The following is a 12,639-nucleotide window of genomic DNA, read 5'->3' as shown; positions in this document are numbered from 1 at the left end:
ACACTACTTTTTACATTGCAGCAATTTTATATAAAAACCTCACTCAAGTGAGTGAGGTTCATAAATTAAGGTTTAAGTTAAGGTAACGCCGGATAAACGTAACTCGCATCTAACCCTAACGGAATACCGAGTGCCCAATACCCTAGCAAGAAAATACTCCAGCCAATCATAAACGCGATTGAGTAAGGGATCATAAGCGCGATGAGCGTGCCTATACCGGTATCTTTTACGTACTTTTGGCAGTACACCACAACCAATGGGAAATACGGCATAAGTGGGGTAATAATGTTTGAGCTAGAGTCTCCGATTCTGTAAGCCGCTTGGGTTAAATCGGGTGATATACCTAGTTGCATTAACATTGGTACAAAAATAGGCCCCAGTAATGCCCATTTTGCAGAGCTTGAGCCTACGAACAAGTTTACAAAGCCGGTTAAAAATATAATACCCACAACTGTTACCGCACTGGGCAACTCCATTGCTTTTAAAAGCTGCGCCCCTTCAATGGCCATTAATGCCCCTAAGTTAGACTTAGAAAACGCAGCAATAAATAACGCACAAAAGAACGCCATTACAATGTAATAGGCCATGCCACTCATCGCGGTACTCATCGCATCTATCATATCTTTTGAGGTTTTAAAGGTACCAACGGTAAAACCATACACGGCTCCGGGTATCCAAAATAATAAAAAAATTAAAGGCACGATAGATTGCATCAGGGGCGATCTAAAATTAGTTAGTGAGCCATCGGCACTGCGCATTGCAGAATCGGCAGGAGCGGATACAAACGCAAGTAAAGCAAGTCCTGCAATCATTACGCTACTGGCTATAAAAAAAGCACGTTTTTCATCACTTTTAGCTTCATCAAACGCGGGTAAGTTTTGGGTGTCTTCATTAAGTGCTGTGTTTTTTAACCGAGGCTCTATTATTTTGTCAGTGATATACCAGCCTAATAACACAATAAATAAACTCGAAGCAGAAGTGAACGCCCAATTATTAAGGGGGTTAATCGACATATCGGGGTTAATAATTTGCGCTGCACTTTGGGTAAAGCTTTGCAGTAATGGGTCTATTCCTGATGGAATAAAGTTAGCGCCAAATCCACCACTCACACCAGCAAATGCGGCTGCAATACCCGCTAATGGGTGTCGCCCTGCTGCAAAGAAAATAACACCCGCTAATGGGATCACTAATACGTAGCCAGCATCGGTTGCTGTATGGCTTACAATAGCTACCAAAATGACTGAAGGGGTTAGCAGTTGCCTTGGGGTAACTTTAAGCATTAGCTTAAGGCCTGTATTGATATAACCTGAGTGCTCAGCCACTCCCACACCTAACATGGCAACCAGTACCACCCCTAGCGGTGCAAAGCCTGTAAAGGTTTTTACCATGGAAGATAAAAACGAGGCAAGTGAGTCGCCCTCTAATAGGTTATTTACAACAATGGCTTGACCTGTCCGTGGGTCTAACGCGTCAAAGCTCACCCCCGACAGTAACCACGAGCACAACCAAATAAGTAACATAGCGAATAAGAAAATAATCGCCGGATCGGGAAGTTTGTTACCAACTCGCTCCACAAAGTTTAAAAAACGCGCGATTAACCCTGTAGGTACCGCAGCTTGATTATTATTGTTCATTTAAAGCTCCCAAAATAGGTTTAAGTAACAATATACTATTAATGTGTAACAGTAAATTAACCAATAAATCTATTATGGGCACAAATAGAGCATAAAAAAACGCGGCTTCGTTATCGTCGCCGCGTTTTTATAATTGTGAACTAAACAACGATTAAGCGAGGGCTTTCACTTCTTCCCAAAGCCTAACAACCAAGGTTTTATCTTCTTCGTTTAGCTCGCCATTGCGGTATGCTTTAACTAAGCTTTGCTCCACGGTTTCGTTGAGCTCATCAATAGAGATTGTCAGCTCTTCTACTTCTGCATAGCCTACTGCAAGGTCGTAATGTCCGCGCAAGTAACCACCAGCGAACAGCTCATCATCTGTTGCTTTAATTACTAAATCATCAAAGTATTGCTGCGCAGCATCAATATAATTCACTAAACTCATTGTGTTACTTCTCCTGGTTTTCATAACCGACAGCATACATAATATGGTCGTTATAGCCGGTGGTTACTTTAATGTAACCTGTTAATTCATCATCTAAAGCGCTGTCGCCGGTGTCACAAATAAGTGGACGCCCGTTCAACGCGTGTAATTTGGTTTTAGTTGCCACCACAATAATGTTTTCTTTGCCAATGGTGCGAATAAGCTCAGGGCTTAGCTGCTGATTCCCTCGACCAAAAATATGGCCTTGCCCGCCTATTAATGTAATCACTAATTGAGTAGCTTGCCCGTGCGTGTACTCAAGTAGCTGTTTAGCAGTTAAGTCTTGCGCAACTAGGGTTTGATCTTTAATTAAATCTACGCCTAATAAAGTATTATCCAGCCCCATTTCTTGCATTATTGCTTCAACAGTTGAGCCACTACCCATAATGTAATAAGTGTCTTCATCCATTTCGCTCACCACATGCGCTGCAATGTCGGCAAGTACTAATTCGTCTGTTTCTTTACCACCATTTTTAACCGCTTGTACATAACGTACTTCGCTTGGTATTTGCATTTCACCGTAGCGCTTAGCTTTTACGGTGCCTTGCCTAAACGCCTCTTCATCAATATCCATTACATCGGCATCTGCAAGTGTAACTAGCTCGCCTTTTACTAGCATTTCTACTACGCGCCCTGCTGCTTTAGGTGTAATTGCATATACGCCAGAGTGAATTTTACAGCCAGCAGGTATACCCAGCACTGGTACGGTATCTTCTATGGCATGACAAATATTGCGCGCAGTACCATCGCCACCAGCAAACAGGACTAAATCTACGCCTAAATTTTTAAGTAGCTTTGCGCTAGCCTCAGTATCATCGGCGCTTGTTACGGTATTGGCGGTATAAATTACCTCAACAGTAAAGCCTAGTGCGCGTGCTGCTTTTTCGCCCATATCGCCATTTACAGTATAAATTGTTAACTGCTCTTTATAGGGTACAAGTACTTCTAGGGCTGCCTGTGTGCGGCTGTTAGCTTTGGCTTGCGCACCCAGCTCAATTGCCTTTGCAGCAGTGTTTTCGCCATCACTGCCTTTTAAAGCAACGCTGCCACCAAGCCCTGCAACAGGGTTAATAATTAAGCCTAACTTAAACTGCATTTTGTAACTCCTGAGGGTGGTGCCAATTAAATTGTTGAGCGGTTAACGGCCACGGTGTTTTATAAAAATCACTTAACGCTTTTAATAATGCATGGGTACGTGCGTTAACTCCCTGCTCTAATAACATTAATACTTGCTGGTGTACTCGCGCCTGAAAGTCAAACCGGCAAGTTTGCTCGCCGTTCAAGTTATCTACCGACACATTAAAATCAAAGCCAGCAGCGGTGCTGAGCAGCCACTCTATGGCTTGTGGCTTTATTTCTACGTTTTCAAATTCAGCTTGCTGGTGTTTATCTCGCCCATCTGGGCAGTACCAATACCCATAATCTTCAAGCTCTCTGCGTTTATTGCCAGCCACTAACCAATGCGCTATTTCATGTAGGGCACTGGCGTAAAAGCCGTGTGCAAATACAATTTGATTAAAACCATGGGTATTATTGGCAGGTAGATAAACAGGCTCATCATCGCCTTTTACTAAGCGAGTGTTATGGCTTTGATAAAAAACACTATCGAAAATAGATATAAGATCGGCTATGTGATGCATAAAAACTGATTAATTCGTCTCGGTTACAGCGCAAAATTAGCGCACTAAAAACGAGACGAATTGTACGGGCTTTTACCTTTAAAGTAAAAGTGATGAGCGAGTTATACCTCTACTCCCGCCTCATCGCACTGCACTATATCGGTTTCTGTAAGTGCTTGGGTTATCCACTTTTGCAAAACAGGGCAACGCATCACAAAATCACAATACTGCTGCGCCGCTGGGGATAAGGTAATCTGATACGTTTTTAAACGAAGTACAATGGGGGCGTACATCGCATCGGCAATACTAAAGTCGCCAAAAAACCATTCATTAGGAAACATATCTTGCTGCTGGGAAAATATCTCATCAATACGTTGAATATCTTTTAGTGCAGCACTTGAAAGCGTTACTTTACGTGTGGCTCTTATATTCATCGGCATTTCGTTTCTCAGTGCCATAAAGCCGGCATGCATTTCAGCGCTTAATGCGCGCGCTGTAGCTCGCTGAGTAATATATTTAGGCCACCCTGCTCCCGATAAATGGGCATCGTTAATATATTCACAAATTGCGAGCGAGTCCCACACTTGCAAATCACCATCAATTAACGCTGGCACTTTTTGAACGTGGAAGTGTTGTTTTAGTTCGTCGTAAAAGTCACTGGTGTCGAGCACAAGCTGGGTTTCGTCAAACGGGACATCAAATTTACTCATTAAATACCATGCGCGTAATGACCAGCTAGAATAGTTTTTATTACCGATAAATAATTGCATTTTGTATATACCAAAGTGAATAGGCTTCCCTACCTTACTAGGTGATTAAACAACCAACAACACTTTGTTTTTTATTCTTAATGCTAAATTTAAAGCCTCTAAAAAAAATAGTATTACTATCAATTAGCTAACTGCGCATTTAAATGTTTTTTTAATAAACGGGTATTGCGGGTGTTGGCTTTAAAAAAAGCATCAAATATATCGCCAAAAAATGGAACTAAGCCGCCTACAAAATCAATCAGCATATTAATGATCATCTTCGTTTTTATGCGTTTACTTACGCCTAATCGCTGCGCCTCTACCAGTACATAGCTTGATAAAATAAGCCCTGCAGCATCCCCTATAACGGGTATTAAACCAATCACAGCCTCTAAGCCAATATTAAATTTAGTAAAAGGGATACCAATGCTGCTGTCTGTAAGCTTACTAAAGCGCTCTAGCCTTGCTATAGCAGCTTGGGTTTCAAGGTGTGTGTTATCGTGCTTATTATTGTTCATGATTACTCTCCTCCTTAAAACAGTATATAGCGCAAACTTGAACAACCCCTGAAAGGCTTAAAAGCAAATTACAGGCACAAAAAAACGCGGTACTCCGCGCTTTTTTAAAATATTAACGGTTAAACAGAGCCGTTAATTGGTCCATGTTCGTGGTTAACATGTGGGTTTTGCCCGCGTTGACGCAGTAAATGGTCCATTAATGTAATGGCCATCATTGCCTCAGCAATAGGGATTGCACGAATACCAACGCACGGATCGTGACGCCCTTTGGTGATCATCTCAACTGCCTCGTTTTCAGTATTAATGCTTTTACCTGGAATAGTGATACTTGATGTAGGCTTAAGCGCAATAGAGGCAATAATATCTTGCCCTGTAGAAATACCAGCAAGTACGCCACCCGCGTGGTTTGAGGTAAAGCCTTCTGGGGTTAACTCATCACGATGCTCTGAGCCTTTTTGCTCTACCACATCAAAGCCATCGCCAATTTCTACACCTTTAACGGCATTAATACTCATTAGTGAATGCGCAATCTCAGCATCTAGCCTATCAAACACAGGCTCGCCTAATCCTACCGGTACGTTGCTAGCCACTACTTTTACTTTAGCGCCCACTGAGTCACCTTGCTTTTTAAGGTCTCGCATGTACTCATCAAGCGCTTCTAGCTTACTTGCATCAGGGAAAAAGAATAAGTTGTTTTCAACTTCATCCCAGTCGTAACTTTCGGCTTTTATTGGCCCAAGTTGGCTTAAACATGCTTTTACTTCAATACCGTGAAACTGCTTTAAGTATTTTTTAGCAATTGCGCCTGCCGCTACACGAATTGCGGTTTCACGCGCAGAAGAGCGACCACCGCCGCGATAATCGCGCAGGCCGTATTTGTGCCAGTAAGTGTAATCGCCATGACCTGGGCGAAACACATCTTTAATTTTACCGTAGTCTTTTGAGCGTTGATCGGTATTTTCGATAAGTAAACCAATACTTGTGCCTGTGGTTTTACCTTCAAAAACGCCTGAAAGAATTTTTATTTGATCGTCTTCTCGGCGCTGCGTTGTATAGCGGCTTTGCCCAGGTTTACGACGGTCTAAATCAATTTGTAAGTCAGCCTCTGTGATCTCAAGGCCTGCGGGAGTACCATCTACAACACCGCCTAGGGCAACGCCGTGGCTCTCACCAAAGGTGGACACTTTAAACAACTGCCCTATGCTATTACCTGCCATTAACTTTCCTCATTCCTAATGACTACAAAAGTTGCCGAGCATACGCTCGGCCTAAAATTTATTTTGCAAAATACGTATCAAGCTGCGCTTTGCTTATTACAAATACACCTAAGCCGCCTTGCTCAAACTCAACCCACTCAAATGGTGCGCCCGGATATAAAGCATCCATATGTACCATAGAGTTACCAACTTCTACAAATAACAAACCGTTATCAGTTAGATGATTGCTAGCATGCTCTAAAATAGTACGTGTAACGTCTAAGCCATCATGCCCAGATGCTAAACCAAGCTCAGGCTCATGATGAAATTCTCGTGGTAAATCAGCCATGTCCTCAGCATCAACATACGGAGGGTTGGCTACTATTAGGTCATACTTTTGCCCTGGCACTCCACTAAATACATCTGACTGAATAGGCAGTACGCGGTCACTTAGCATATAGTCGTTTATGTTTATATCTGCTACTTCAAGCGCTTCATACGAAATATCAACCGCATCGACTTGTGCCGCTTCAAACGCTTGAGCAAGCGCAATAGCAATACAAGCAGAGCCTGTGCATAAATCTAAAATACGGTTAACGCTTTGCGGCTGCTCAAGCCACGGTGAAAACTTATTAGCAATAAGTTCAGCAAACGGCGAGCGCGGAATAAGCACACGCTCATCAACATAAAATGGCATGCCCGCAAACCAAGCAATGTTTGTTAAATAAGGAACCGGCGTGCAGTCATTTATACGCTCTGCGATTAACCCTGCTAGGCGGTTTTTTTCTGTGCTTGTTAACCGCGCATGCATTAACTCTTTGGGGGCATCAATAGGTAAACTTAGTGCAGGCAGTAATAAGCTAACAGCTTCATCCCACGCGTTATCTGTGCCATGTCCAAAAAATATTCCACTACTTGCAAATTGGCTTGTAGTCCAGCGTAACCAGTCATGTAACGTTGACAGTTCTGCAACAGCTTCATCAAGTGTTGCTTCTTCTATTTGTAAATCACTCATATTTTTTACCTGTTTTAGCTAACTGACTGTTTTGAGTCTTTGCGACGATTGCATTGCCTAACTGTGCTGAGCAAATTACAATTGCCCCTCACCTTTATATTGTACCGCCTTTTGCGCTGCGTTTTTACGTTTTTTTGTTTAGGTAAAATTTATGAAAAAAGACATCTCATCACAATCGTCCCTAAGCAATGACGACATTGACCTTTTTCGCCAAACAATTACAGGCGCTAAGGTGTTTAAACAAGATACCCATAGGTTTGATACAAAACCTAAGGTGTCACAAGCGAAGCAATTTGCCCAGCAAAAAAAGCAGGTTGAGTCTGAATTTTTCTTCTCTGACGAATATATTCCCGATATAGACACAAATAGCACCATTAATTACGTGCAAAATGGCCACGACTCTTTTTTAGCAAAACAGTTACGACGCGGCGACTTTGCACCCGATTTAACACTCGATCTGCACGGGCTTAATAAAGAACGTGCAAAAGATGAACTCGCGGGACTTATTCACGAGTGCAAAAAACAGCATTATTACTGCGCGTGCATAGTGCATGGCATTGGCGAGCGTGTTTTAAAACACAAAGTACCGCAGTATTTGGTACAGCACCCCGATGTAATTGCCATGCATCAAGCACCGCTAGAATACGGCGGGCGCGGTGCCGTGCTGATTTTAATTGATTTACCACAAAGTGATGAGTTTAGACGCTAATTAAAGGAATAATACGTGCAAATTTTTTCGATTATTTTTCCCTTAATTTTTATTGTCGCACTGGGCTACACCTGTTGTTATTTTAAGTTTTTTAATCAGCAGCATATTGCCGGCTTAAGTAAATTTACTTTTTATGTGAGCTTACCCGCCTTTTTAATGCTCAATATGTCGCAAATAAATTTGCATCAAAGTATTAGCCTCGAAGCATTTTTAAGCTTTTATATTCCTGTATTAGCGGTATTTGCTTTGGGCATACTTATTGATAGGTACTATTTAACTAAACAAGCCAATGCTGGAAATTATCAACAGCATAGTGTGTTTGGTCTTGCCGGTAGCTATTCAAATATGGTGTTAGTGGGTATACCCATTGTTATTGCTTCACTTGGCAAAGACATGATTGCTATCGCCTTTATGATCATCACATTTCATAGCACGCTGCTTTTTGCGCTAACTTATTTAATAGGCGCGAAAGGAAACACAGCTGACTTCTCGTGGGCGAAATTTGCTAAAAACATGGTCCTTAACCCTATTGTGTTGAGTATTGGCTGTGGATTACTTTTAAATGTGTCGGGAATTACATTATTTGCGAATTTAGCCAATGCCTTAGAGCTACTCGCCAGCCCTGCTATTGCATGTGCTTTATTTGTGTTAGGCGCTAATTTGGTATTTTATAAGGTGGCAGCAAATTGGCAGCCGGCCCTTATTTCTTCACTGTTAAAAATACTGATTTTGCCTGCTGCTGTGTGTGTAGCAGCTACGTGGGTGTTTGTACTAGATACGCAAATTCGTAACGTACTGGTATTGCTAAGCGCCTCGCCTGTTGGCGTTAATGCGTATTTAATTGCAAGCCAATTAAATACGCATCAAGTTACGCTCGCCGGTGCAGTGGTGCTTTCAACGGTGCTTAGTGTTGTAAGCTTTTCGTTTTGGCTTGCAGTGCTTTTATAAAATCGCTTATTTAAGTGCGGCCACTACCGAAATTTCGACCAATAGCGCATCGCGCGCCATTTTAGCTTCAACACAGGCGCGTGCTGGTGCATAACCTTCTGGCACCCACGCATCCCATACAGCATTCATATCGGCAAAATATTCCATGCTCTTAACGTAAATAGTTGCGCTTAGCATATGCTTTTTAGAACTCCCCGCCTGCTCAAGTAAGGCCTCTACTTTGTCGAGCATAGTTTGCGTTTGCTCTGTAATGTTTTGCTCTGCATCGCTGCATACTTGTCCGCATAAATAAACGGTTCCATTATGTTTAACTATACGGCTCATGCGCGCACCCGTTTCAAGGCGTTCTATACTCATTGTTATCTCTTTTCTCTATATGTTGGCAGGCGCGTTAATATTTACATATTCACTGCGCTGTGATGTTTCGTCATACTGAATTACAGCAACTGCTGCGGTGTTAAAAATAGGCATATTACCCGGGCTGAGCTGATCAACTATATAGCTCACAATAGGCATATGGGCGACCACTAACCAGGTATTACACTGAGGATGCATGGCAATAAGTGTTTCTAAATAATCAGCTGCTATTTGTGGCTTTCCCTCGGGGATTATGTCGCTACAGGTTTCACTAAATTTAAATACATTGTTTTTTTCAACTTCTTTAGCCGTTTGCTGCGCGCGCGAGTAAGGACTTACCAATAACGCATCAACAGAAAAGTGTTTGTGTAGCCATAAGCCCATTTTTTCTGCTTCTGCATGGCCTTTCGGTGTTAGGTTTCTTGCTGCGTCGTTAGCTTGCATCGGTGTCGCTTCGCCGTGGCGCATAATTAAGATTGTTTTCATAAAAAATCAACCGATTAATGAATATAAAACAGTAGCCAGTTTGCCCATTTGTCCGCTATATTAACTATTATTCCAAAGAATAATTCTCTCATGATATTCAGGTAAATCTTTTCGCTATTTTTTCGCTGTCCTGAAGCTATCATCTGTTGTTAACAAGTAAACGTCTAGTTTCAGGAGCATCATTTGAATATCAGCCGCAATGATAACAGAGCATACCGCGCCATTACACTCGACAATGGGCTAAAAGTATTATTAGTGCAAGATAAAGATTCAACTAAAGCCGCTGCTTCTATGGCGGTTAACGCTGGCCATTTTGATGACCCCCTTGACAGGCAAGGCCTTGCACACTTTTTAGAGCATATGCTTTTTTTAGGTACCGACCAATACCCTGACTCTGGAAGCTTTAATAATTTTGTGTCTCAATCGGGCGGGAACACCAACGCCTGGACCGGCACTGAGCACACGTGCTATTACTTTGATATTAATAACCAAGCCATTGAAAAAGCACTTGCGCAATTTAGCCGTTTTTTTATTGCCCCATTATTAAACCCAGCTGAAACCGAAAAAGAACGTAATGCCATAGAGGCTGAGTTTAAATTAAAAATAAAAGATGATGGGCGTCGTATTTATCAGGCTCATAAAGAAACCGTAAACCCAGCCCACCCCTTTGCTAAATTTTCGGTGGGTAATTTACATACCCTCGCCGATAGAGAGCGCTGCATAAGTGAGGAGTTAAGAGATTTTTTTAATAAGCACTATCAAGCGCAGTGGATGACACTGGTAATTTGTGCCAACGAACCGCTTGATACACTCGCGCAGTGGACACATCGCTATTTTAGTGGCATTAATGGCCATAAAGGTGCGCTTAAAGCCCCTATTGAGGAGCCATTATATCGCGCGCAAGATATTGGCAAAGTACTGCACATTGAACCACACAAGCACATGCAAAAACTCATTATTAGTTTTGCTATGCCAAATATCGATGACTTTTATCGCCACAAAACCGTCAGCTTTATAGCCCACTTACTAGGCTACGAAGGCGCAGGCTCGTTGTACTCTATTTTAAAAGAACAAGGGTGGATTAACGCACTTTCTGCCGGCGGCGGTATAAATGGCAGTAACTTTAAAGATTTTAACATTAGCATGGCGCTTACCGATGAAGGCATTGAATACTTTGAAGACATAATAGAAATTGTGTTTGAATATATTTGTCTAATCAACGATAACACCGACAAACTACCGCGCCTATATCAAGATAAAAAAAACCTGTTACAAATTGCGTTTGATAACCAAGAAAAATCACGCTTAATAGATTGGGTAAGTAACCTAAGCATTAATATGCAGCACTACGACGAAGCTAACTATGTGCAAGGCGATTACTTAATGGAGGGCTTTAATAAAGCCACTCACGAAATGGCGATGCAATGGCTTACCCCGCATAATATGCGCTTAGTACTTATTCATCCAGGCGTAGAGGCAGAGCACACCACCGCGTGGTACAACACCCCTTACAAAGTTGAGCCAATTTCGCCGCATTGGCTGGAGTCGCTTGCGCATATAAATAAACCGCTGAGCACTATGCTGCTGCCCACAGCAAACCCCTATTTAACAAAAGAAGTGGTGTTATACGAAGTCGAAAAACCTCAAACCAAGCCTTTACTGTTAGTTAAAGAGCCAGGGTTTGACTTTTGGTTTAAACAAGACAACACCTTTAGAGTGGCCAAAGGTCATTTTTATTTAGCAATGGACTCGCACTTTGCAGTAAAAGATGTAAAGCACATGGCATTAACGCGCCTTTTTAGTGACTTATTTATGGACAGTGTTGGCGAGCAGTTTTACCCCGCAGAATTGGCAGGTTTAAGTTATCATTTAACCTCTCACCAAGGCGGGCTTACGTTGCACACAGCTGGGCTATCGACTAGTCAGCTAGAATTGGTGGAGCAATTACTTGATGCGCTGTTTAATGTTGATATTTGCGCACGCCGCTTTGCCGAATACAAAAAGCAACTGGTAAGGCACTGGCGTAACAGCAACCAAAATAAACCCGTGAGTGAATTATTTAGCGTGTTAGGTGCCAAAATAATGCCATGGAACCCACAACCCGACGAGTTAGCCACGGCACTTAAAAATACATGTTTTCAGCAATTTAACGAATTTAGAGCCGATTTTTTTAAAGCCCTACATGTTGAGTCGTTTTTACACGGTAATTGGCAACAAACAGACGCGAAGGTATTTCATAAAAAAGTGGCTGAGCATTTAAAAAATGCCACGGCTATTGAGGATTTAACACGCCCGCTGCACGAGATAGACCAAGTGACTCGCTGCGAACTTGAACTGCCATGCAGTGATAACGCCATGGTCATTTACTACCAAGCACAAAGTGCAGAAGTGGATGAAAAAGTTAAATTAATGGCACTTAACCATATAATTAACCAAGACTATTTTAACGAGCTGAGAACCACACAACAGCTAGGTTACTTAGTTGGCTCTGGCTATGCACCATTTAACACCCGCGCCGGTATTGCTTTTTATATTCAATCACCAAAATTTGAAGCTCAGACTCTACTGCACAGGCATAATCATTTTGTAAGCCAGTTTATTGCTAACCTAGACTCCCTGGATGAAACAACATGGCAGCAGCATAAACAAGGTTTGACAACTCATATTGCTGAAAAAGATAAAAACTTACGGTTACGTTCACAGCGCTTTTGGCTTGCAATAGGCAATAAAGATCATGACTTTCATATGCAAAAACGCCTGCTAGAGGCACTGCACGCCCTCAGCCTAGAAGAAATGAAAAGCTATGCCATAGCTACTTTTTCTAAAGATAGGCCAAGGTATGAGTTATTAAGTAGCGCAAAAGTAAATAAATCGCAAAAAATGCCGCTTTGCTCGCAATCTCTTTGACTCTGCAAGTGGCATGATTTAAATTATCATTTGTT

General features: G+C 42.1%; 13 protein-coding genes. 3 read left to right on the top strand and 10 right to left on the bottom strand.

Features of this window, described 5'->3' with window-relative positions; all coding sequences use genetic code 11:
• Positions 1–77: 77 nt before the first annotated feature.
• The 8 genes from PSH54_RS06435 to prmB form a co-directional block, all read right to left on the bottom strand.
• On the bottom strand, positions 78–1,634 hold the full coding sequence (locus tag PSH54_RS06435; protein ID WP_121637194.1) for an AbgT family transporter: 1,557 nt from the start codon (positions 1,632–1,634) through the stop codon (positions 78–80).
• Between the two features lie 151 nt (positions 1,635–1,785).
• Positions 1,786–2,061 (bottom strand): YfcL family protein, encoded by a 276-nt coding sequence (locus tag PSH54_RS06430; protein ID WP_004587288.1) that lies wholly within the window; start codon positions 2,059–2,061, stop codon positions 1,786–1,788.
• A 4-nt stretch (positions 2,062–2,065) separates the two neighbouring features.
• A complete protein-coding gene (locus tag PSH54_RS06425) occupies positions 2,066–3,196 on the bottom strand; it encodes an ATP-NAD kinase family protein (protein ID WP_273602915.1) in 1,131 nt (376 codons plus the stop codon).
• Positions 3,186–3,740: an elongation factor P hydroxylase gene (locus PSH54_RS06420; RefSeq protein WP_055253038.1), complete on the bottom strand. Its 555-nt coding sequence runs from the start codon at positions 3,738–3,740 to the stop codon at positions 3,186–3,188. The genes PSH54_RS06425 and PSH54_RS06420 overlap by 11 nt, the downstream gene beginning before the upstream one ends.
• 101 nt (positions 3,741–3,841) lie before the next feature.
• Positions 3,842–4,489 carry a glutathione S-transferase family protein gene (locus tag PSH54_RS06415; protein ID WP_054982195.1) on the bottom strand — a complete coding sequence of 216 codons (648 nt, stop codon included), beginning with the start codon at positions 4,487–4,489 and terminating at the stop codon, positions 3,842–3,844.
• 119 nt (positions 4,490–4,608) lie between these two features.
• Complete coding sequence (locus tag PSH54_RS06410; RefSeq protein ID WP_273605734.1) at positions 4,609–4,986, bottom strand: DUF4112 domain-containing protein; 378 nt, start codon at positions 4,984–4,986, stop codon at positions 4,609–4,611.
• Between the two features lie 119 nt (positions 4,987–5,105).
• Positions 5,106–6,203 carry a chorismate synthase gene (gene aroC / locus PSH54_RS06405; protein WP_024031890.1) on the bottom strand — a complete coding sequence of 366 codons (1,098 nt, stop codon included), beginning with the start codon at positions 6,201–6,203 and terminating at the stop codon, positions 5,106–5,108.
• A gap of 58 nt (positions 6,204–6,261) precedes the next feature.
• Complete coding sequence (prmB, locus tag PSH54_RS06400; protein ID WP_138577466.1) at positions 6,262–7,197, bottom strand: 50S ribosomal protein L3 N(5)-glutamine methyltransferase; 936 nt, start codon at positions 7,195–7,197, stop codon at positions 6,262–6,264.
• Positions 7,198–7,348: 151 nt separating this feature from the next.
• On the opposite strand from prmB, the gene smrB reads away from it, so the two are divergent.
• Both smrB and PSH54_RS06390 read left to right on the top strand, forming a co-directional pair.
• Positions 7,349–7,906, top strand: coding sequence for an endonuclease SmrB (smrB, locus tag PSH54_RS06395; RefSeq protein ID WP_024031888.1), 558 nt, complete (start codon positions 7,349–7,351; stop codon positions 7,904–7,906).
• Between the two features lie 15 nt (positions 7,907–7,921).
• On the top strand, positions 7,922–8,854 hold the full coding sequence (locus tag PSH54_RS06390; protein ID WP_055253036.1) for an AEC family transporter: 933 nt from the start codon (positions 7,922–7,924) through the stop codon (positions 8,852–8,854).
• A gap of 6 nt (positions 8,855–8,860) precedes the next feature.
• Here the strand turns inward: PSH54_RS06390 and PSH54_RS06385 are convergent, their stop codons facing one another.
• Both PSH54_RS06385 and sixA read right to left on the bottom strand, forming a co-directional pair.
• Positions 8,861–9,211: a RidA family protein gene (locus tag PSH54_RS06385; RefSeq protein WP_004587297.1), complete on the bottom strand. Its 351-nt coding sequence runs from the start codon at positions 9,209–9,211 to the stop codon at positions 8,861–8,863.
• A gap of 15 nt (positions 9,212–9,226) precedes the next feature.
• On the bottom strand, positions 9,227–9,697 hold the full coding sequence (sixA, locus tag PSH54_RS06380) for a phosphohistidine phosphatase SixA (protein WP_004587298.1): 471 nt from the start codon (positions 9,695–9,697) through the stop codon (positions 9,227–9,229).
• A gap of 183 nt (positions 9,698–9,880) precedes the next feature.
• On the opposite strand from sixA, the gene PSH54_RS06375 reads away from it, so the two are divergent.
• Positions 9,881–12,604 (top strand): insulinase family protein, encoded by a 2,724-nt coding sequence (locus PSH54_RS06375; protein ID WP_248462511.1) that lies wholly within the window; start codon positions 9,881–9,883, stop codon positions 12,602–12,604.
• Positions 12,605–12,639 lie beyond the last annotated feature (35 nt).

This window comes from Pseudoalteromonas sp. Angola-30 (assembly GCF_028599215.1).
In the GTDB taxonomy this organism is placed as follows: Bacteria; Pseudomonadota; Gammaproteobacteria; order Enterobacterales; family Alteromonadaceae; genus Pseudoalteromonas; species Pseudoalteromonas atlantica.
The sequence above is the reverse complement of the archived record's forward strand: the minus strand, read 5'-3'. Positions and strand labels throughout refer to the sequence as shown.